20 protein-coding genes are annotated in these 19,772 nt (G+C 59.6%); 15 read left to right on the top strand and 5 right to left on the bottom strand.

Annotated elements, in window-relative coordinates; all coding sequences use genetic code 11:
- The first annotated feature begins 52 nt into the window (after nt 1-52).
- Nucleotides 53-892 (top strand): GyrI-like domain-containing protein, encoded by an 840-nt coding sequence (locus ACYJRZ_RS21535; protein ID WP_459462364.1) that lies wholly within the window; start codon nt 53-55, stop codon nt 890-892.
- A gap of 157 nt (nt 893-1,049) precedes the next feature.
- Nucleotides 1,050-1,793 carry a TerC family protein gene (locus tag ACYJRZ_RS21530; RefSeq protein WP_459462362.1) on the top strand — a complete coding sequence of 248 codons (744 nt, stop codon included), beginning with the start codon at nt 1,050-1,052 and terminating at the stop codon, nt 1,791-1,793.
- 45 nt (nt 1,794-1,838) lie between these two features.
- Here the strand turns inward: ACYJRZ_RS21530 and ACYJRZ_RS21525 are convergent, their stop codons facing one another.
- Nucleotides 1,839-2,249 (bottom strand): hypothetical protein, encoded by a 411-nt coding sequence (locus tag ACYJRZ_RS21525; RefSeq protein WP_459462360.1) that lies wholly within the window; start codon nt 2,247-2,249, stop codon nt 1,839-1,841.
- Between the two features lie 360 nt (nt 2,250-2,609).
- On the opposite strand from ACYJRZ_RS21525, the gene gltX reads away from it, so the two are divergent.
- From gltX to ACYJRZ_RS21510, 3 genes are read left to right on the top strand one after another with little or no spacing between them, the layout of a single operon-like run.
- Nucleotides 2,610-4,067 carry a glutamate--tRNA ligase gene (gene gltX, locus ACYJRZ_RS21520; RefSeq protein ID WP_459462358.1) on the top strand — a complete coding sequence of 486 codons (1,458 nt, stop codon included), beginning with the start codon at nt 2,610-2,612 and terminating at the stop codon, nt 4,065-4,067.
- 16 nt (nt 4,068-4,083) lie between these two features.
- Nucleotides 4,084-5,580, top strand: a complete 1,497-nt coding sequence (gene lysS / locus ACYJRZ_RS21515) for a lysine--tRNA ligase (protein ID WP_459462356.1) — start codon at nt 4,084-4,086, stop codon at nt 5,578-5,580.
- 33 nt (nt 5,581-5,613) lie between these two features.
- Nucleotides 5,614-5,898, top strand: coding sequence for a hypothetical protein (locus ACYJRZ_RS21510; protein ID WP_459462354.1), 285 nt, complete (start codon nt 5,614-5,616; stop codon nt 5,896-5,898).
- A gap of 41 nt (nt 5,899-5,939) precedes the next feature.
- Here ACYJRZ_RS21510 and ACYJRZ_RS21505 read toward each other — a convergent pair whose 3' ends face one another.
- On the bottom strand, nt 5,940-6,776 hold the full coding sequence (locus tag ACYJRZ_RS21505; RefSeq protein ID WP_459462352.1) for a hypothetical protein: 837 nt from the start codon (nt 6,774-6,776) through the stop codon (nt 5,940-5,942).
- 195 nt (nt 6,777-6,971) lie between these two features.
- Between ACYJRZ_RS21505 and ACYJRZ_RS21500 the strand changes: the two genes are divergently transcribed.
- The 8 genes from ACYJRZ_RS21500 (at nt 6,972) to ACYJRZ_RS21465 (ending at nt 14,686) form a co-directional block, all read left to right on the top strand.
- Complete coding sequence (locus ACYJRZ_RS21500) at nt 6,972-7,880, top strand: LysR family transcriptional regulator (protein ID WP_168812612.1); 909 nt, start codon at nt 6,972-6,974, stop codon at nt 7,878-7,880.
- A gap of 67 nt (nt 7,881-7,947) precedes the next feature.
- Entirely contained in the window at nt 7,948-8,574 is a 627-nt protein-coding gene (locus ACYJRZ_RS21495; RefSeq protein ID WP_459462350.1) for a 3'-5' exonuclease, read from the top strand.
- A 135-nt stretch (nt 8,575-8,709) separates the two neighbouring features.
- Nucleotides 8,710-9,870 carry an ABC transporter substrate-binding protein gene (locus ACYJRZ_RS21490; RefSeq protein WP_459462348.1) on the top strand — a complete coding sequence of 387 codons (1,161 nt, stop codon included), beginning with the start codon at nt 8,710-8,712 and terminating at the stop codon, nt 9,868-9,870.
- Between the two features lie 100 nt (nt 9,871-9,970).
- Complete coding sequence (locus ACYJRZ_RS21485; RefSeq protein ID WP_459462346.1) at nt 9,971-10,957, top strand: ABC transporter ATP-binding protein; 987 nt, start codon at nt 9,971-9,973, stop codon at nt 10,955-10,957.
- Nucleotides 10,954-11,928 (top strand): ABC transporter permease, encoded by a 975-nt coding sequence (locus ACYJRZ_RS21480; protein WP_459462344.1) that lies wholly within the window; start codon nt 10,954-10,956, stop codon nt 11,926-11,928. Before ACYJRZ_RS21485 ends, ACYJRZ_RS21480 begins: the two co-directional genes overlap by 4 nt.
- Nucleotides 11,918-12,733: an ABC transporter permease gene (locus ACYJRZ_RS21475; protein WP_459462342.1), complete on the top strand. Its 816-nt coding sequence runs from the start codon at nt 11,918-11,920 to the stop codon at nt 12,731-12,733. The genes ACYJRZ_RS21480 and ACYJRZ_RS21475 overlap by 11 nt, the downstream gene beginning before the upstream one ends.
- 13 nt (nt 12,734-12,746) lie before the next feature.
- Complete coding sequence (locus ACYJRZ_RS21470) at nt 12,747-14,174, top strand: gamma-aminobutyraldehyde dehydrogenase (RefSeq protein WP_459462340.1); 1,428 nt, start codon at nt 12,747-12,749, stop codon at nt 14,172-14,174.
- A gap of 338 nt (nt 14,175-14,512) precedes the next feature.
- Complete coding sequence (locus ACYJRZ_RS21465; protein WP_459462338.1) at nt 14,513-14,686, top strand: DUF1328 domain-containing protein; 174 nt, start codon at nt 14,513-14,515, stop codon at nt 14,684-14,686.
- 32 nt (nt 14,687-14,718) lie between these two features.
- Here ACYJRZ_RS21465 and ACYJRZ_RS21460 read toward each other — a convergent pair whose 3' ends face one another.
- Together ACYJRZ_RS21460 and ACYJRZ_RS21455 are read right to left on the bottom strand one after the other, a co-directional pair.
- Entirely contained in the window at nt 14,719-15,393 is a 675-nt protein-coding gene (locus tag ACYJRZ_RS21460) for a DUF1345 domain-containing protein (RefSeq protein WP_459462336.1), read from the bottom strand.
- A 105-nt stretch (nt 15,394-15,498) separates the two neighbouring features.
- Entirely contained in the window at nt 15,499-16,230 is a 732-nt protein-coding gene (locus tag ACYJRZ_RS21455; protein ID WP_459462334.1) for an SDR family oxidoreductase, read from the bottom strand.
- Nucleotides 16,231-16,623: 393 nt separating this feature from the next.
- Here ACYJRZ_RS21455 and ACYJRZ_RS21450 point away from each other — a divergent pair, with 393 nt between their 5' ends.
- Entirely contained in the window at nt 16,624-17,415 is a 792-nt protein-coding gene (locus ACYJRZ_RS21450; RefSeq protein ID WP_459462332.1) for an IclR family transcriptional regulator, read from the top strand.
- A gap of 65 nt (nt 17,416-17,480) precedes the next feature.
- A complete protein-coding gene (locus tag ACYJRZ_RS21445; protein WP_459462330.1) occupies nt 17,481-18,317 on the top strand; it encodes an amidohydrolase family protein in 837 nt (278 codons plus the stop codon).
- A gap of 124 nt (nt 18,318-18,441) precedes the next feature.
- Here ACYJRZ_RS21445 and tal read toward each other — a convergent pair whose 3' ends face one another.
- Complete coding sequence (gene tal / locus ACYJRZ_RS21440; protein WP_069615972.1) at nt 18,442-19,407, bottom strand: transaldolase; 966 nt, start codon at nt 19,405-19,407, stop codon at nt 18,442-18,444.
- Nucleotides 19,408-19,772 lie beyond the last annotated feature (365 nt).

Here is a 19,772-nt window from a genome sequence, read left to right as displayed (position 1 = left end):
GCATCGCTTCTGTCGGCAGCCTATGAGTGGTCCGGCAACCAGGGGAGTTGAAATGAGCGCGATCGGCAGAGCGATATGGTTTATCGAAAGCCATTTTAAATCCGACATCTCCCTCGACGAGATCGCCGAGACGGCCGGGCTGTCGCGTTTTCATCTATCGCGTGTCTTCGGCATGACGACGGGCCACTCGATCAGCGGCTATATCCGGAACCGTCGCCTCAGCGAAGCGGCTGTCGCACTGGCTGACGGCTCATCCTCCATTCTCCAGGTTGCCCTCGATGCGGGCTACGGCTCGCATGAGGCTTTCACCCGTGCCTTCCGCGAGCAATTCGGCATGACGCCGGAAAGCCTGCGCAAACAAGGACACGTTCGTAACCTCGCTCTACAGGAGCCGATCAGAATGGACGACACCCGCCTTCCCAAGCTTGAGGCACCGCGCTTCGAGACCCATCCCGCAATGCTGCTTGCCGGCCTCGCGGAAACCTATGCCTATGAGGCGACAGAGGCCATCCCCTCGCTCTGGCAGAAATTCAACCAATATTTCGGCCATATATCCGGCCAGATAGGCAACGTCGCCTATGGCGTCTGTACCCAGGCGGAAGAAGGCAGCGAAAGCTTCCGCTATATGTCGGCAGCCGAAGTTTCCGCCCCCGACGGCCTGCCCGAAGACTTTGTGACGATGAAACTGCCGCAGCAGCGCTATGCGATCTTCACACATCGCGGCCATATTTCCGGCATTTCCGCGACGGTGCATCAGATCTTCGGCGAATGGCTGCCGCAATCGGGTCAACAGCATGCCGGCACCCCCGACATGATGGAGCGCTATGACGACCGCTTCGATCCGCGCACCGGCATGGGCGTGACGGAAATCTGGATACCCCTGAAAGCCTAAAAACCAAGCCTGGGAACAGAGCCGTGGAAACAAGGCCGCCGCCACGAAATTGGCGGCGCCGCTTGTACGAACCATGACACTCCTTACATTACGGCCATTCTGAAGAGGCCGGGCTGGGGGCCAGCATCGGCGAATGCTGATAAAGGGGGCATCGTCAATGGATATTGTGGGGCTAATACAGGACCCGGGAGCGTGGGTGGCGCTCGTCACGCTTGTCGTCATGGAGGTGGTCCTCGGCATCGACAACCTGATCTTCATCTCGATCCTCACCAACAAGCTGCCGCCGGAGCATCGTGACAGAGCCCGCAAGATCGGCATCGGCCTCGCCCTTATCATGCGCCTCGCACTGCTCGGAACCGTCGCCTGGATCGTTCAGCTCACGCAGCCGGTCTTCGAAATCTTCGGCCAGGGCTTCTCCTGGAAGGACATGATCCTCATTGGCGGCGGCCTCTTCCTCGTCTGGAAAGCGACGAAAGAGATCCATCATAATGTCGATCCGCAGGAGCAGGGCGAGGATTTCATCGCCAAGTCGAACACCACGACCTTCGCCTCGGCGATCGGTCAGATCCTGCTACTCGACCTGGTCTTCTCGATCGACAGCATCATCACCGCCGTCGGCATGACGCCGCACCTGGCGATCATGTTCGTCGCCGTCATCGTCGCCGTCACGGTCATGCTGGTCGCCGCCAACCCGCTCGCCAATTTCATCGAGAAGAACCCGAGCATCGTCATGCTGGCGCTCGCCTTCCTGCTGATGATCGGCACGACGCTGATCGCCGAAGGCATGGGCGTGCATGTTCCCAAGGGCTACATCTATGCCGCCATGGCCTTCTCCGCCCTGGTCGAAGTGCTCAACATGATAGCGCGGAACCGTCGGAAAAGGGCATCCGGCGGTCATTGACCGAGAAAGCCGCATCGATGACGAGGTGCGGCTTCATCACATCGATCAATCCTGAACGTGGATGTCGACCCACTGGCCGACATCGCCGTGCCCGTAAATATCGACCTTGATCCAGACATTGCCGCGGACGATGAGATTTCCGGCATCGTTTGCGATATTGCCATTGGCCAGCATGGCTTCCAAATTTTGGCGATTGGAAGCCTGCGAGAAGAAGCTATCGCCCTGATCGCCACGGTCTCGGCGGCGATAAACGTGATAGTTCGCACGGTCCTGACGGATGATCTGCCAGGGCGCCGTCAGGCGCTCGCCTTTGGAATTGTAAAGATCGTCGTTGCCGATATAGGCGCGATAGGATTCGATCAGTTTCGCTGATTTATCGCGCGTGATGGTGGATTGGGCAGCAGCGGCATCGACCATCGAGACCGTCAATAGCAAACTCAAAATCAGTTTTTTCATGGTATCCCCGGAATGAACGATTGAAAACCTATTTCGCCACTGCCGCGAAAATTGCAAATCAAATTCGGCAAGCGTAAGGCTTTTCTTCTGAAACACTTACGAAGAGTAAAGACGCTTGGCGAAATTGGAAGGTCGGCCCTTTTCGATGCAGCACAGCCTCCTTAGCATCATCACCCGCTCTTGCGGCGCAGTTTCCCTTGACGCCATCCCCTGAATATGGCCTAAGGCCAGCCATACGGAAAACGCTGATAGAAGCGGCAAGACGCCCTTTTCCGGCCGGTTTCCTGATCCAGATAGACATTTTCGGCTGGACGGCGCTTGTCCCAAGCGCGGCCCGGCCTTTTATGACGGGCAAACAAGATGACCACTTCAGGCGTTCGCGTCCGCATCGCACCCTCTCCCACCGGCGAGCCGCATGTCGGCACCGCTTATATCGCGCTGTTCAACTATCTCTTCGCCAAGAAAAACGGCGGCGAGTTCATCTTGCGCATCGAGGATACCGACGCGACCCGCTCCACTCCGGAATTCGAGACCAAGGTGCTCGACGCCCTGAAATGGTGCGGCCTGAAATGGTCCGAAGGTCCCGATATCGGCGGCCCTTACGGCCCCTATCGCCAGAGCGACCGCAAGGACCTCTACAAGCCCTATGTCGAGCAGATCGTTACAAACGGTCACGGCTTCCGCTGCTTCTGCACGCCGGAGCGCCTGGAAAAGATGCGCGAAGCGCAGCGCGCCGCCGGCCTGCCGCCGAAATACGACGGCCACTGTCTAAACCTCTCGGCCGAAGAAGTGACCTCACGCGTCGCAGCCGGCGAGCCGCATGTCGTGCGCATGAAGATCCCGACCGAAGGCTCCTGCAAGTTCCATGACGGCGTTTACGGCGATGTCGAAATCCCGTGGGATGCCGTCGACATGCAGGTCCTGCTCAAGGCCGACGGCATGCCGACCTATCATATGGCCAACGTCGTCGACGACCATCTAATGAAGATCACCCACGTCGCGCGCGGCGAGGAGTGGCTCGCCTCGGTGCCGAAGCACATTCTGATCTATCAGTATCTCGGCTGGGAGCCGCCGGTGTTCATGCACCTGTCGCTGATGCGCAATGCCGACAAGTCGAAACTGTCGAAGCGCAAGAACCCGACCTCGATCTCTTATTACACGGCGCTCGGCTATATCCCTGAAGCGCTGATGAACTTCCTCGGCCTGTTCTTCATCCAGATCGCCGAAGGCGAAGAGCTTTTGACCATGGACGAACTTGCCGAAAAGTTCGATCCGGAAAACCTGTCCAAGGCCGGCGCCATCTTCGACATCCAGAAGCTCGATTGGCTGAACGGCCGCTGGATCCGCGAGAAGCTGTCGGAAGAAGAGTTCCAGCATCGGGTGCTGACTTGGGCGATGGAAAACGACCGCCTGAAGGAAGGCCTGAAGCTGTCGCAGTCGCGCATCACCAAGCTTGGCGAACTGCCCGACCTCACAGGCTTCCTGTTCAAGTCCGACCTCAACCTCGATCCCTCAGCCTTCGCCAAGATCAAGTCGACGCCCGAGGAATTGCTTGAGATCCTGAACACGGTACAGCCTGATCTCGAAAAGATCCTCGAATGGAATGTCGAGACGATCGAAGCCGAGCTGCGCGCCATCGCCGACCGCATGGGCAAGAAGCTGAAGGTCATCGTAGCCCCGCTTTTCGTCGCCGTATCGGGTTCCTCGCGCTCGCTGCCGCTTTTCGATAGCATGGCGATCCTCGGCCGCTCCGTCGTTCGCCAGCGGCTGAAACTGGCCGCGCAGACCGTTGCGACCCTCGTCGGCCCGAAGAACTGAACCGGACTTTAAAACCATGAACGACAAGACCGAAGCATCCGCCCTCTCCTCCGACGCAACGGAAGTTCGCCGCCAGAAGCTGAAGCTGCTGCGCGAACAGATCGGCGACGTCTATCCGGCGCATTTCCACCGGAGCATGACCAATGCCGAACTCGCTGCGAAATACGAAGACCTCGAGCCGGATACCGAAACCGGCGATGTCGTTACCGTTGCCGGCCGCGTCTATTCCTCGCGCAACTCCGGCATGTTCATGGATATCCACGACGCGTCCGGCAAGATCCAGATCTTCAGCCACAAGGACGTGACCTCGGAAGAGGCCCGCTCCCTGCTGCCGATGATCGATATCGGCGACATCATCGGCGTCACCGGCGTCGTGCGCCGCACCAAGCGCGGCGAGCTGACGATCAATGCCCAGCAGATCACCATGCTGACCAAGTCGCTGCTGCCGATGCCGGAAAAGTGGCACGGCCTGTCCGATATCGAGCTGCGCTATCGCAAGCGCCATCTCGACATCATGACCAACGAGGAATCGAAGCTCCGCTTCCAGCAGCGCAGCCGCATCGTCTCGGGCATCCGCCGTTTCATGGAAGATGACGGCTTCATGGAAGTCGAGACGCCGATGCTGCAATCGGTCTATGGCGGCGCCACCGCCGAGCCGTTCAAGACGCATCACAACACGCTGAAGCTCGACATGTACCTCCGCATCGCGCCGGAACTCTTCCTGAAGCGCACGCTGGTTTCCGGTCTCACCGACAAGGTCTTCGAGATCAACCGCAACTTCCGCAACGAAGGTGTCTCCACCCGGCACAATCCAGAATTCACCATGATGGAGTGCTATTGGGCCTATGCCGACTACGAGGACATGATGGATCTTGTCGAGCGGCTGTTCTCGACGCTTGCCATGTCGATCCACGACAGTACCGAATTCGCCTTCGGAGACAAGCAGATTTCCTTCAAGGGCCCGTTCCGCCACGTGCCGATGCCCGACGCTGTCAAGGAAGCGACCGGTATCGATTTCCTCGCGATCAAGACCGACGAAGAAGCCCGCGCCGCGTCCAAGGCCGCCGGCTTTGCCGTCGAGAAGGATGCGACCTGGGGCGAATGCCTTGCCTTTATCTTCGAAGAGAAGGTCGAAGGCACGCTGATCCAGCCGGCGCACGTCACGCATTTCCCGAAGGACATCTCGCCCTTCGCCAAGGAAGTGCCGGGTGAGCCGCGCCTTGTCGAACGCTTCGAGACCTATTGCAACGCCTGGGAACTCGGCAACGCCTTCTCGGAGCTCAACGATCCGGAAGAACAGCGCGCCCGCATGGTCGAGCAGCTCGAGCAAGCGCATGCGCGCGGCGAGAAGCAAAAGGAACTCGACGAGGAATTCCTCGACGCGATCGATCAGGGCATGCCGCCGGCGGGCGGTCTCGGCATCGGTGTGGATCGCCTCATCATGCTGTTGACCAACTCGCCGTCAATCCGCGACATCATCCTTTTCCCAGCCCGCCGCAACAAGGCCGATTGAGACAGCCTCGCCCGAATAGCAAAGGTGCGAACCATGACGGATAAAGAGATTTCAGCCGCAGATTCCGACAGCGAGCATCAGCGGCTGGCTGATCTTGCAGAGCTCGGCGACATCGATCTCTCGCAATATGCACCGGGAACGTTCGGCTGCCACGAGGCGATGCACACGGCGTCGATCATGCTCGACATGACCGACGACCAGCTGCTGCAGCACCCCACCATCTTGGCGGATCCGGACTTCTATCGTCTTGCCGGCGAAGTCCACGAGGCGCTCTTCGCGCTTTACCAGGCTATCGGCAAGAAACATCTGGCGGAATGAGGCATCAGCCTTTCCGCCAGATAGCGCAAATCCGTTTTTGGTCAGTTGGTGACGGGCGAGCGGCGGTCGGCTGCACCCGTCATGGTCGGGTCCAATCCCGGCGGTGGGCTCTTGTCTTTGGGACCGACATCGGCGCCGATGAACTCGCCGTTTATATCGTAGCCCGGCTGCACATTGCCGGTCGATTTCGGCTCCGGCAGTGGCGGCTTGGCATCGTGGCTTTTTGCCTGCTTTGCGGCCGTCTTCTCTTCCGCAGCGATCGCCGCCTTCATCTTGTCCTTCTTGGCGTCGCCACCATTGTCCGCTGCCAGCGCATTGTCGCAGTCGGACAGATTCTTCAATCCAGCAATCGCCGCATCGATATCCTGCGGCAGCATGGTAATCTGCTCGCCGTAGAACAAGCCGGCGTTGCTGGCGCCACCATCGTAATAGCGCGCCGTCAGTGGTGCTTCGGAACTACCATCGACCACCCGGTCGGGATGGGCCACATAGACGACATCGGCACCTAGAGCCCGGCCACGCAGGTCGGAACGCAACGTTGGCCCGTTTTTGTCAAGAACCACAACCTGAACGAGATCAGGCTTCTGTTCCTGATAGACGGCCTTAGCAACGCGGAGCGCGGTTCTGACCCGCGTTAGCCCATCGGTCGGTTCGGTGCGAATATATTTGCGAACCCAGAAACGGTTGTCCTTACGGATAGTGATGAGATTGACGTCGGTGCACTGGAGCCCGTCGGGGGACGCAGATACAAGACCGAGCAGTCTGTCCTTGCCGACATAAAGCGCAAAAACGCCGGAGGACCCTACGAGAAGGGCCGCTCCGCCGATCAGGACGACAAGTTTCCGGGGTACCCGGAAGATGTGCAGTAAGGCGCTCACGCCAACTGCTCCCTCATAGACCACTCCAAGGCGATAAAAATGATCAACCCTCACGTTAGGGAACTGGCGTTTCGGAATACTTAAAACCGAGGTAAAACTTGCATCGTCTTCGACATCGTTACCAAAAAAGGTCCAGGCTTTCACAGCTATGACGAGCACTTGCCTTTCTCAGCGCGCACATGCTCTAACCGGAGCATGGCCTTCACCCTGAGACAGCTACAATACTTCGTCGCCGTGGCGGAACAGGGCTCCGTGACGCGCGCCGCGCAGAACCTGTCCATCTCGCAATCCTCTGTGACCGAAGCGCTCAAGGAGCTGGAAAGCGACCTCGGCGTCGAGCTGTTCGAACGCCATCCGCGCGGCCTATCGATCACCCATAACGGTCACCAATTCCTGCGCCATGCGACGAAGATCCTGGCAACAGTCTCCGATGCTCGCACCAGCTTTTCCGGCAAACAGAACGAGGCCGGCGGCACGCTGAATATCGGCGTGACATCGCTCGTTGCCGGCTATGTCCTATCTGATCTTCTGGCGCGCTATCGTCGCGCCTGCCCCGGGGTCGAGGTCAGCGCCATCGAGGACAATGGCGGCTATCTGGAACATCTTCTGGTGGGCGGGGAACTCGACGTCGCCGTCATGGTCATCTCCAACCTTCGCGACCGCATGGCCCTGCAGGCGGAGATTTTGGAGACCTCGCCCTATCGCCTTTGGCTGCCAATGGGTCATCCCCTGGTCTCGGCCGATATCATCAGCGTCGCCGACATCACCCGTGAGCCGCTGATCATGCTGACCATCGACGAAATCGAGGAAAACACCGGCAAGCTTTTGAGTGCGCTCGGCGCCCGCCCGCATGTCGCCTTCCGCACGCGCTCCGTCGAGGCAGTGCGTAGCCTGGTTGCCACCGGCGCCGGGGTCGCACTACTGCCGGATCTCGTCTATCGTCCCTGGTCGCTGGAAGGCGACCGCATCGAGAGCCGCGACGTGTCGGGATCGCTGCCTGTGGTCCAGGTCGGCATGGTCTGGCGTAAGGGATCCAGCCTCCCCCAAGCAGCCCGCGATTTCGTCGGCGTTGCAGAAAGCATGCGCTCGGGCCGGCAGCGGTAGTAGGCAGCATTCTTCCGACGTGGCAGAGTGGAATACAATCGAAGATTGCTGCAAATGGAGATCCGGCATGACGACCGTAATCATATTCGACTGTGAGTTCCTTTGCCTCGAAGGATCGCAACGCCGGTTCTGGTGTGCCGCCCATGATCCTGATCCAGTCGTCGCGCAAATCGGGGCCGTCAAACTTAGCCTCGAAGGTGATTTCCCGATCCTGGACAGCCACAAAGCCTATGTTCGTCCGGTCGATCGGTTTGGCAAACAATATGCGCTCGATCCGTTCTTCACCGCATTGACGGGTGTGACCGAAGAGAACATCGAGGCGGAAGGAATGGCTCTGCGGGACGTCATTGCCGGCCTGGATCGCTTCTCAGGCGGTGCTCGCTTCTGGTCCTGGGGCAAGGACGAGCTGAATATGATGGCAATCAGCTGTTACGTCGCCGGTATCCAGCCCTTGATCCCCGCGCATCGCTTCGACAATGCCGTCAAGCTGTTGCTTGCGGCGGGAATGCCGGCCAAAGATCTGGCCAGGACGCCGAGCAACAAGCTTGCCAATTACTATGACGTGCAGCACCCACCGCTTCAGGGCCATGATGCGCTCGATGATGCCCTTTCCATTTCCTACACGCTGCAGCACCTCATGCGGGCTGGAAAGCTGCGGCCCGAGGTTTTCGATCCCTTAACCGCGGATAGCTAGAAATCGGAATTTCCGATATCGCCTTTCTGATAAATGAATTTGCGAATACGGCGAAATCGCGTCACCTTTTCTTCCGGGAACAAAAAGCCAGCCACTGGCTCCACAATATCAAGGCTCAAAAACCGGGAGAGTCCGATGAAGCATCTGCTGAAATCATGCACGGCTGCACTCGCATGCTTAAGTTTCGCCATGCAGGTCATTGCCGCCGAACCATTGAAGACGCTCGGCAAGGGCGAAGGCGCGGTGAGCATTGTCGCATGGGCCGGTTATATCGAGCGCGGCGAAAGCGACAAGAATTACGATTGGGTTACCGGCTTCGAAAAGGAAACCGGCTGCAAGGTCAGCGTCAAGACTGCAGCGACATCGGACGAAATGGTTGCGCTGATGAACGAAGGCGGCTTCGACCTCGTGACGGCCTCTGGTGACGCATCGCTGCGTCTCGTTGCCGGTAAGCGCGTGCAGCCAATCAATACCGATCTGATTCCGAGCTGGAAGAACCTCGACGAGCGCCTGAAGAATGCTCCCTGGCATACCGTCAACGGCGTTCACTATGGCGTGCCCTATCTCTGGGGGCCGAACGTGCTGATGTACAATACCGACGCCTTCAAAGACCAGGCGCCGAAGAGCTGGAATGTCGTCTTCGAAGAGATGACACTGCCCGACGGTAAGTCCAACAAGGGCCGCGTGCAGGCCTATGACGGCCCGATCTATATTGCCGATGCTGCCCTCTATCTCATGGCGCACAAGCCTGAGCTGGGCATCAAGGACCCCTACGAGCTCAACGAAGACCAATACAAAGCCGCCCTTGAGCTGCTACGCGGCCAGCGCAAGATCGTCAGCCGTTACTGGCATGACGCGATGATCCAGACCGACGACTTCAAGAACGAAGGCGTCGTCGCCTCCGGCTCCTGGCCGTTCCAGGTGAACCTGCTGCAGGCCGACAAGCGGAAGATCGCCTCCACTTTCCCGGATGAGGGAGCGACGGGCTGGGCCGATACCACCATGCTCCATGCCGACAGCGAACATCCGAACTGCGCCTATATGTGGCTGGAACACTCGCTGCAGGCCAAGGTTCAGGGCGATGCTGCCGCCTGGTTCGGCGCCGTGCCCTCGGTTCCAGCCGCTTGCAAGGGTAACGAACTCTTGACCGACAGCGGTTGCGCCACCAACGGCTACGATCACTTCGACAAGATCAAGTTCTGGAAGACGCCCGTCGCGAAATGCAGCACGCAGAGCGAATGCGTGCCCTATCACCGCTGGGTCTCCGACTATATCGGCGTGATCGGCGGCCGGTGATCTTCCTCTTCTCCCCAGCGGGGAGAAGGAGGCACGTCTCCGCCAAGCGCCTCGGGCGCATCCGGCCGGCGCGAGAGACAACCATTTTGGGGAGAAACCTATGAACTCCGTTCGTTTCCAGCAGGTGTCGCGTCATTTCGGCCAGGTCCGCGCCGTGGACCGCGTCGATCTGGAGATCGCGCCCGGCGAGTTCTTCGCCATGCTCGGCCCTTCCGGTTCCGGCAAGACCACGTGCCTCAGGCTGATCGCCGGCTTCGAGCAACCGACAGGCGGTCATATCGAGATCTTCGGCGAAACCGCCGAAGGCGTTCCACCCTATAGGCGCAACGTCAACACGGTCTTCCAGGATTATGCGCTCTTTCCGCATCTCAACATCCTCGACAACGTCGCCTATGGGCTGATGGTCAAGGGTGTCGGCAAGGCCGAACGGCTGAAAGCCGCCGAGCAGGCGCTGGAGCTGGTGAAGCTGCCGGGCTATGGCGCGCGCCGTCCCGGCCAGCTCTCCGGTGGCCAGCGCCAGCGCGTGGCGCTGGCCCGCGCGCTCGTCAACAAGCCGAAGGTATTGCTGCTCGATGAGCCGCTTGGCGCGCTCGACCTGAAACTGCGCGAGCAGATGCAGGAAGAGCTGAAGAGCCTGCAGCGGGCGCTCGGCATCACCTTCATCTTCGTCACCCACGATCAGGGCGAGGCCCTATCCATGGCCGATCGCGTCGCCGTCTTCAACGACGGCCGCATCGTGCAGCAAGGCACGCCGCACGATATCTATCAGCGGCCGAAAACCCGCTTCGTTGCCGATTTCGTCGGCTCCTCCAACGTCATCGCCCCGGAAGTCATGTCATCGCTCGGCGGCGAACGCCGCTGGGCAAGCCTGCGCCCCGAAGCCATCCGGTTGACTGAGGAGAGCGGCGTGGCGGCCACCGTGAAAGCAACGAGCTTCCTCGGTGCCGCTACCCGCCTCTCGGTCGAGACGAATGGCATCCGTCTGCATGTGACGGTACCGGCCGGTCTATCGGCTCCGGATGCCGGCGCTTCCGTCCGCCTCGCCTGGCGGCCGGCGGATGTTCATTACATGGATGACGCCGCATGAACGCCGCCGTCTTCCCCACCGCGTCGAGCCAGGCGCCGGCCTCGATCCTGCCGCGCCGCGGCGGCGTCTTCGGCCGCCTATCGGATCTTTTCTGGCGCCGCCCGAAACTCTTCCTCTTCCTGATGCTGACGCCGCCGCTGCTCTGGCTCGGTATCATCTATATCGGCTCGCTGATCGCGCTGCTGCTACAGAGCTTCTTCTCGATCGACGACTTCTCGGGAATGGTGAACTACGAATTCACGCTCTCGACCTATGCGCAGCTGCTGAACTCGGCCAATTTCGATATCATCGTGCGCACGGTCGTTATGGCCGCCCTCGTTACGCTCGCCTCAGCCTTCGTCGCTTTCCCAATCGCCTATTATGCGGCCCGTTATGCGCAGGGGAAATGGAAGGCGCTGTTCTATCTCGGCGTCATGCTGCCGCTCTGGTCGAGCTATCTCGTCAAGGTCTATGCCTGGAAACTGATCCTCGCCAAGGAAGGCATCCTCACCTGGATCTTCGCTAAGCTGCATCTCGGCTGGCTGCTCGACGGCGTGCTTGCCCTGCCCATCGTCGGCGGCAACTCGCTCTCGGTCAGCTACATCGGCACCTTCCTCGTCTTCGTCTATATCTGGCTGCCCTATATGATCCTGCCGACGCAGGCAGCCCTCGAGCGCGTGCCGGCGAACCTGCTGGAAGCCTCCTCGGATCTCGGCGCAACGCCGAACCAGACCTTCCGCACGGTTCTGCTGCCGCTCGCTTTGCCCGGTGTTGTCGCCGGCTCCATCTTCACCTTCTCGCTGACCCTTGGCGATTACATCATCCCGCAGATCATCGGCTCCTCGCGCCTCTTCATCGGCCAGGCCGTCTATACGCAGCAGGGAACCGCCGGCAACGTGCCGCTGGCCGCCGCCTTCTCAGTCGTGCCGATCGTCATCATGGCCATCTATCTCTGGATCGCCAAAAAGCAGGGAGCTTTCGATGCGCTCTGACCGTGGCCAACGCGCCTCATTTCCGCTGAAGGCCGCAGCCGCAGGCGGCCTCCTCTTCCTGCACCTGCCGATCCTGCTGATCTTCGTCTACGCCTTCACGACAGAGGAGAAGAGCTATCAGTGGCCGCCGCCGGGGCTGACCCTGCAATGGTTCGGCATCGCCTGGAACAGGCCGGATGTCTGGTCGGCGCTGGCGCTGTCGGTGCAGGTCGCGACCATCGCAACCGCCATTGCATTGATCCTCGGCACGCTCTGCGCCGCCGCGGTCAGCCAGACGAAATTCTTCGGCCGCGAAGCGATCTCGCTCTTGGTCATCCTGCCCATCGCGCTGCCTGGCATCATCACCGGCATTGCGCTGCGTTCCGCCTTCAGCCTGTTCGATATCCCCTTCTCGGTATGGACGATCGTTCTCGGCCATGCCACCTTCTGCGTTGTCGTGGTCTATAACAACGCGGTTGCTCGCTTCCGTCGCACCTCCGGCTCGCTCATCGAAGCGTCGATGGATCTTGGTGCCGATGGCTTCCAGACCTTCCGCCATGTCGTCCTGCCGAATATAGGCACGGCGCTGCTCGCCGGCGGCATGCTCGCCTTCGCGCTGTCCTTCGACGAAGTCATCGTCACCACCTTTACCGGCGGCCAGCAAATGACGCTGCCGATCTGGATGCTGGAGGAACTCATTCGCCCGCGCCAGCGACCCGTGACCAACGTCGTCGCTATGGTCGTCGTGCTTGTCACCTTCCTGCCGATCCTGGCAGCCTATTATCTTACCCGCGACGGCGACCAGATTGCCGGCGGCGGCAAATGAAAGGGAGATAAATATGGATACCCAAATGCTGATCGGCTCCCGCTTCGAAGCCGGCACCGAAACGGAGGAACGCGTCCTCAACCCGAAGACAGGCGAGGCGGTGCTCAACTTGCCTGAGGCCTCGCTCGGGCAGATCGACGCCGCTGTCGACGCCGCGGAAAAAGCCTTTACGAGCTGGTCGCAGACGACACCAAGCCAGCGCTCGGCCTATCTCCTCAAGATCGCCGATGCCATCGAGCGGGATGCCGAAGGTTTCGCAGCCCTGGAAGCGTTGAACTGCGGCAAGCCGATCAACGCCGTGCTCAATGATGAGATCCCGGCGATCGTCGACTGCTATCGCTTCTTTGCCGGCGCGGTGCGCAACTTGCACGGCCCGGTCGCGGGCGAATACCTGCCCGGCCACACCTCGATGATCCGCCGTGATCCGATCGGTATCGTCGGCTCGATCGCACCGTGGAACTATCCCTTGATGATGATGGCCTGGAAGCTGGCGCCGGCCATTGCCGGAGGCAACACCGTCGTCTTCAAGCCTTCCGAACAGACGCCGCTGACGGCGCTGAAGATGGCGAAGCTGCTGGCGGATATCCTTCCCGAGGGCGTCGTCAACGTCATCCTCGGCCGCGGCGAGAGCGTCGGCAACGCGCTGATCAACCATGCCAAGATCAGCATGGTTTCCATCACCGGCGATGTCGCCACCGGCAAGAAGGTCCTGCAGGCCGCGGCCAAGACGGTCAAGCGCACACATCTCGAGCTCGGCGGCAAGGCCCCCGTTATCATCTTCGACGATGCCGATATCGACGCCGTGGTCGCCGGCATCCGCACCTTCGGTTACTACAATGCCGGCCAGGATTGCACCGCCGCCTGCCGCATCTATGCTGACGCCAAGGTCTACGACAATTTCGTCGCTGATCTGACGTCAGCCGTGTCAAGCATCAAGTTCAACCTCGCTGACGACACCGAGAACGAAATCGGCCCGCTGATCTCCAAGCGTCAGCGCGACCGCGTCGAGAGCTTCGTCACCCGCGCCGCCGAACACAAGCACATGGAAGTCACCACCGGCGGCAAGATCTCTGGCGAGCGCGGCTTCTTCTATGCCCCGACCGTCGTCGCCGGCGCCACGCAGCATGACGAGATCGTCCGCCGTGAGGTCTTCGGGCCTGTGGTCTCCGTAACGCGCTTCACCAATCCCGAGGATGCCGTCACTTGGGCCAACGACAGCGACTACGGCCTGGCTTCATCGGTCTGGACGAAGGACATTAGCCGCGGAATGCAAACCGCTGCCCGCCTGCAGTATGGCTGCACCTGGATCAACACCCATTTTATGCTGGTTAACGAAATGCCGCATGGCGGCCTGAAGCAATCAGGCTACGGCAAGGATATGTCGGTCTACGCAATCGAAGACTATACCGCCGTTCGACATGTGATGATCAATCACGGGTGAGAAGAGTTACGCAAACCGGCCTTCCTGAGTTTGAGGCCCCGCTGTACCCCCTCTCTCCCTTTCGGGACATCTCCCCCACAAGGGGTGAGATCGTTGGAGCGCATCATTCAGTCCGTAAGATAAAGCATAACAGCTCAGCCGATACGATACTCATTGTTTTGCAATGGCAGCGCTGCAGGTTACCAACCTCCCCGTTGTGGGGGGAGATATCACGAAGTGACAGAGGGGGGTGCCACACTCCCCACAATTCCAGAGCCCTCGCCGAAAACAAACCGCCTTCGGAACAAATCACCCTTCTCCAGCGTATTTATGAAGTACAACGCAGAGGAGACAGCTAAATGCTGAAATGGGCTCTCATTTTCTTTGTGATTTCGCTGATCAGCGGCTTTTTCGGCTTTTCCGGCGTATCCGCCGCAACCGCAACCATCGCGCGCGTTCTCTTCGCCATCTTCCTGATCATCTTCCTGGTGTTCCTGGTTCTCGCCGTCATGGCCGGCAATGCCGTCATGTGACGGTTTCAGCCACGATTGTCGAAGGGGCGGGCCTAGATCAGGCTCGCCCCGACATTTATGGCAAGCGCTAGGATCGTCGTATTGAACAGGAACGACAGGATCGCATGCAGAAGCACCAGCTTACGCATCGAAACCGTGGAAATACCGATATCGGCGGTCTGTGCGGCAACGCCGATGGTGAAAGAGAAATACAGAAAATCCCAATAGATCGGCTCCTCCACCGGCTCGGCGAATTTCAGCCCCTGCCCCTTGCCCGGAATACTGTAGAACCGGTGTGCGTAGTGGATGGTGAACAGCGTGTGCAGGAAGGTCCAGGATATCAGGATCGTCACGATCGCCATCATCACGCGGTAAAAGGCGATTTCGGGTGAGGCATTCTTAACGCCAAGCAGATCGAGCGCAATGCCGCCGATGCTGGCGAGCGCTGCCGCAATCGAAAGGAACAGCAGAAACCCATCCGAGAAATCGAGATCGGCCGAGCGCTTGCGGATGCGCTGCGGGTCGGCCGTCAGCATGCGGTAAAGGCTGTAGACGATGAAGACGACGGCGGTCGCATCCCAGGCGATCAGCAGATTGCTGGCGTTAAAGTCCCTGGAGGTCAGAAGCAGGAAGACGCCGATGCCTGCAAGCACCGAGATCACGATCACATGGTGCTTACGCCATAGCGCGAAGCCTCTTGAACGATGCAAAAATCCGTTCGCATCCATGCCGCTCTCCCGATCGCAAATCGCCCATCGCAAGCCGATTCGCAAACGAGAGTGGCAAATAAAAGGAAGCCCTGCAACACGAAGCCTCCGATACAAAAAGCGGCTTCAGCCCGTCCAGCCGCCATCGATGACGTGGATCTGGCCTGTTGTGAAGCCGGCCTCGTCGCCGGCAAGGTAAGTCACCAGAGCGGCGATCTCCTCCGCGGTCGCGATGCGGCCCATCGGCTGGCGGGCGATGAAATCCTTCAGCGCTTTGTCATAGTCGCCGGTTGCCTTCAGCCGCTCATGCAGCGAAGGGCTGTCGACCGTACCGGGGCAAATGGCGTTGGCGCGGATGCCCTTGGCAACGAAATCGGCGGCAATCGATTTGGTGAGGCCGATGACGGCAGCCTTGGAGGCGCAATAGGCGAAACGGTTCGGCACGCCCTTCACGCTTGAAGCGACCGAGGACATATTGACGATCGAGCCCTTGCCCTTCTCCAGCATGCCCGGCAGGAAGGCGCGGCAGGTGGTGTACATGGCCTTGGCGTTGAGGTTGAAGGAAAAATCCCAATCCTTCTCTTCGCAGTCCAGGATCGTGCCGGCATGGACGAAGCCGGCGCAGTTGAAGAGCACGTCGATCGGGCCAAGCTCTTCCGCATAGGCCCTGACCGCGGCGTTATCGAGCACGTTCAATACATGCTTGGTGGCGCCGTCCAGTGTCGAGAGCGTCTGCTCGTTGATATCAGTGGCGTAGACATGCGCGCCGAGCGAGATGAAGCGCTCCGCCGACGCCCGGCCGATGCCCTGCCCCGCCGCCGTGATGACGACCTTCTTGCCTTCCAACCCGTGACCCATAATCCTGATCCTTTCTTCGGGACAATGATCCTAGCCAGTTTCGGCGGCTGCAGCGCCGACACCTCGGATAAGATCATGCAATAACAATTAATTGGCGTAGCCTTGTTCTAAACTACGAGAGATTGCCCAAAGCGGTGGTTCGGCTTGTCGACAAGAACTGTATGGTGCTCGCCACTTGGCAGTCCATCGCTAATCACTCGGACGCCCCGCTTCATTGAGCTTCCTCCCTCCAAGCTCGGACCAGCCGTCCGATTGCTCTCTGGCCTTCTACAGATTAATAATTTATAAGCAAACATCTTATTCACTGGTCGTCAAGTCACGATCGACTGCTTGCAAAAGACTATCATTCATATATGAATGATAGTTGCACTTTCTTCGCGTGAGGGCTTGTTTATGAGCATAGAAGACGACAGTGACCGCTATCGCGCGCCAGCCTTGGATAAAGGGCTCGATATTCTCGAATTGCTGGCAACGATCGACGGCGGGCTGACGCAGGCGGAAATCGCCAAGGCGCTCAACAAGAGTCCCAACGAATTCTATCGCATGCTCGATCGCCTCGTGCGGCGCGGCTATGTGCAACGGCAGGACGGCGATCGCTTCTATCTGACCCTAAAGCTTTTCGGCCTGGCGCATTATCATGCGCCGGTGCGACGCCTCGTCTCCTTCGCCACGCCATTGATGCGTGAATTTTCCAATCGGGCCGAGCAGGCTTGTCATCTGGCGATATACGATCGCGGCTCCGTCGTTGTCATCGCGCAGCAGGATTCGCCGACCTATTGGGGCATCTCGATCCGGGTCGGCGCCCAGCTCAATCTCTACAACACCGGCTCCGGCCACATTCTCCTGGCATTCAAGGATGAAAAGCAACGCCGGATGATGATCAACGAACAAAGCCGCCAGGAACCGGATCCCGAGGAGCCGCCCGCAGACCTCGAAGAGAAGCTCTCGGCAATCCGCGCAAAAGGCTTCGAAACCATGGACAGCCTGCAGACGAGCGGCGTTCACAATATTTCCGCACCGGTGCTAGCGATGGACGGGAATGCGCTGGCCGCGTTGACCTGCCCCTATATCGAGGCCGTGAATCCGAGGGCGCCGACGCGCCAGCAAGTGGTCGAATACGTGCTGCAAGCAGCCAAGGCGATCTCCGAAACCGTCGCCGGGACCATAGACAAGGCCGAGCTATAATTTTTATTTGAATGAATGATTTTCTGTGAGCATTTGGAAATGTCAGCTTCTATGGGAGGAACGCCATGCTTTTCGACAGCCATCTCCACATCGTCGACCGGAAGCGGCTGGGCTATCCTTGGCTGGCAGAGGCCGGCGCACTCAATCGCGACAGTCTCTATGACGATTATGCGCGCGAGGCCAAACGCCTTGGGATAACCGATACGCTTCACATGGAAGTCGATGTGGCCGAAGAGGATATCGAGCGCGAAACCGAATATGTCAAAGGCCTGAGCCGCAAGCCCGGCAGCTTGCTGCGCGGCGCGATTGCCGCCTGCCGTCCCGAAAGTTCAAACTTTCCTGCATACCTCGAGCGCGCCCTCGCCGACCCTTTCGTCAAAGGCTTCCGGCGTGTTCTGCACGTCGTACCGGATGACGTCTCGGAGGGTGCCCTCTTCCGCGAAAACCTGAAGCGGCTCGGCAATACCCGCCTCACCTTCGATCTCTGCGTCTTGCCGCATCAGATATCCAAGGCGATCGCGCTCATCGATCTCAATCCCAATGTTCGCTTCATCCTCGACCATTGCGGCGTGCCTGCCGTGAAGGATGGGCTGAGCGAAAGCTGGTCGACGGGTATCAGCGAGGCAGCGAAAAGGCCGAATGTCGTGGTGAAGATCTCCGGCGTCGTCGCCTATGCCGACCCGGACAACTGGTCGCCGGAAACGCTGCGCCCATTCGCCGAACATTGCATCGCAAGCTTCGGCTGGGATCGCGTCATCTGGGGCAGCGATTGGCCCGTCTGCACGCTTGGCGGCAATCTCTCCACCTGGGTCGCCGCCACGCATGCCCTGATGCACGGCGTCAGTGCCGACGAACGCGATAGGCTCTATCGCCTCAATGCCAAGCGCCTCTGGTCTCTGTGAGGCTGCGCGCTTCCGTCTAACTGCGGCAACTTCAAAGCCCATTCTTCAAACAAAAAAGGGCGTCGCATCCCTGCGACACCCTTTCGAATCTTAGCTTCCCTCGATGGAGAGAACCCAGTTACCGTCAAGCAGCGGCGAGCTGCAGTTCCTTGCTGACCATGGCGCGCAGCGTGCCGAGATCCTTGGCGAAGGCGCGGATGCCTTCGGAGAGCTTTTCGGTTGCCATTGCGTCTTCGTTCATCATCCAGCGGAAGGTTTTTTCGTCGACGGCGATCTTTTCGACCGAACCCTTGGGCTCCGGCGAGAGCTTGCGCTCCAGCTTGCCTTCGTCCTTGGAGAGCTCATCAAGCAGGTTCGGGCTGATCGTCAGGCGATCGCAGCCGGCCAGCGCTTCGATTTCGCCGGTGTTGCGGAAGGAGGCGCCCATGACGATCGTCTTGATGTCGTTGGCTTTGTAGTAGTGATAGATATCGCGCACCGAGATAACGCCCGGATCTTCCTCAGCCGTGTAGTCCTTGCCGGTCGACTTTTTGTACCAGTCGAGGATGCGGCCGACGAAAGGCGAGATCAGGAAGGCCTTGGCGTCGGCGCAGGCAATCGCCTGTGCTTTGCTGAAGAGCAGCGTCAAGTTGCAGTCGATGCCTTCCTTCTGCAGCACTTCGGCGGCGCGAATGCCTTCCCAGGTGGAGGCAAGCTTGATCAGGATGCGGTCACGCTCGATACCGCGCTCCTTGTAGGCGGCGATAATGGCGCGGGCCTTGGCGAGCGATGCTTCCGTGTTGAAGGAGAGGTCGGCATCGACTTCGGTGGAGACGCGACCGGGAACGAGGCCGGAGAGCGCTGCGCCGACTGAGATCGCCAGACGGTCGGCAACGGCGGCAACGACGGCTTCGGAGGCACCGCCCTGCTTCTTGCCCCAGGCGACGGCTTCCTTAATCGCATCGGCGAACATCGGCGTACCGAGCGCCTTCAGCACGATCGTCGGGTTGGTGGTGCAATCCACCGGCTTCAGGCGGGCGACTGCCTCGATATCGCCGGTATCGGCCACGACCGTGGTCATGGCGCGGAGTTGATCAAGCTTGGAAGTCATAACAGGTATCCTTGTTGAACGAAGCTCATTGAGATGGGAGATATTGGCAGCAGATCCGGTCTTTGCGTCAGACGCGGCCGAAGGCATCAGGGGTGCAGCCTTCCTTCTCCTATGTGTCGGTAACGGGATAAAAAGCGCGAAAGTTCCATTTCCGGTGAACGGCCGAGCGGCGAAGAAACAACCTTCCGAAAGCAGGCTTTTCACCGGTACCGGGCGCCCTATATGGCTCCCTGTCCGGTCTGGCACTTGCTTGCAGCAGCACTCGCACATTGTCCTCCTCGATTGGACAAGACCGAATTCCTCACCACCGACTATCAGCAATCTCGCATCGAAAAGTCAAGGACATTTGTGCAATTCGATTGACA

This window comes from Rhizobium sp. No.120 (genome assembly GCF_054558365.1).
The sequence above is the reverse complement of the archived record's forward strand: the minus strand, read 5'-3'. Positions and strand labels throughout refer to the sequence as shown.

Excerpts from the sequence above, each read along its gene's own strand:
- ACYJRZ_RS21535 (WP_459462364.1), top strand. The coding sequence starts at position 53 with ATGAGCGCGATCGGCAGAGCGATATGGTTTATCGAAAGCCATTTTAAA.
- ACYJRZ_RS21530 (WP_459462362.1), top strand. The coding sequence starts at position 1,050 with ATGGATATTGTGGGGCTAATACAGGACCCGGGAGCGTGGGTGGCGCTC.
- ACYJRZ_RS21525 (WP_459462360.1), bottom strand. The coding sequence starts at position 2,249 with ATGAAAAAACTGATTTTGAGTTTGCTATTGACGGTCTCGATGGTCGAT.
- gltX (WP_459462358.1), top strand. The coding sequence starts at position 2,610 with ATGACCACTTCAGGCGTTCGCGTCCGCATCGCACCCTCTCCCACCGGC.
- lysS (WP_459462356.1), top strand. The coding sequence starts at position 4,084 with ATGAACGACAAGACCGAAGCATCCGCCCTCTCCTCCGACGCAACGGAA.
- ACYJRZ_RS21510 (WP_459462354.1), top strand. The coding sequence starts at position 5,614 with ATGACGGATAAAGAGATTTCAGCCGCAGATTCCGACAGCGAGCATCAG.
- ACYJRZ_RS21500 (WP_168812612.1), top strand. The coding sequence starts at position 6,972 with ATGGCCTTCACCCTGAGACAGCTACAATACTTCGTCGCCGTGGCGGAA.
- ACYJRZ_RS21495 (WP_459462350.1), top strand. The coding sequence starts at position 7,948 with ATGACGACCGTAATCATATTCGACTGTGAGTTCCTTTGCCTCGAAGGA.
- ACYJRZ_RS21490 (WP_459462348.1), top strand. The coding sequence starts at position 8,710 with ATGAAGCATCTGCTGAAATCATGCACGGCTGCACTCGCATGCTTAAGT.
- ACYJRZ_RS21485 (WP_459462346.1), top strand. The coding sequence starts at position 9,971 with ATGAACTCCGTTCGTTTCCAGCAGGTGTCGCGTCATTTCGGCCAGGTC.
- ACYJRZ_RS21480 (WP_459462344.1), top strand. The coding sequence starts at position 10,954 with ATGAACGCCGCCGTCTTCCCCACCGCGTCGAGCCAGGCGCCGGCCTCG.
- ACYJRZ_RS21475 (WP_459462342.1), top strand. The coding sequence starts at position 11,918 with ATGCGCTCTGACCGTGGCCAACGCGCCTCATTTCCGCTGAAGGCCGCA.
- ACYJRZ_RS21470 (WP_459462340.1), top strand. The coding sequence starts at position 12,747 with ATGGATACCCAAATGCTGATCGGCTCCCGCTTCGAAGCCGGCACCGAA.
- ACYJRZ_RS21465 (WP_459462338.1), top strand. The coding sequence starts at position 14,513 with ATGCTGAAATGGGCTCTCATTTTCTTTGTGATTTCGCTGATCAGCGGC.
- ACYJRZ_RS21460 (WP_459462336.1), bottom strand. The coding sequence starts at position 15,393 with ATGGATGCGAACGGATTTTTGCATCGTTCAAGAGGCTTCGCGCTATGG.
- ACYJRZ_RS21455 (WP_459462334.1), bottom strand. The coding sequence starts at position 16,230 with ATGGGTCACGGGTTGGAAGGCAAGAAGGTCGTCATCACGGCGGCGGGG.
- ACYJRZ_RS21450 (WP_459462332.1), top strand. The coding sequence starts at position 16,624 with ATGAGCATAGAAGACGACAGTGACCGCTATCGCGCGCCAGCCTTGGAT.
- ACYJRZ_RS21445 (WP_459462330.1), top strand. The coding sequence starts at position 17,481 with ATGCTTTTCGACAGCCATCTCCACATCGTCGACCGGAAGCGGCTGGGC.
- tal (WP_069615972.1), bottom strand. The coding sequence starts at position 19,407 with ATGACTTCCAAGCTTGATCAACTCCGCGCCATGACCACGGTCGTGGCC.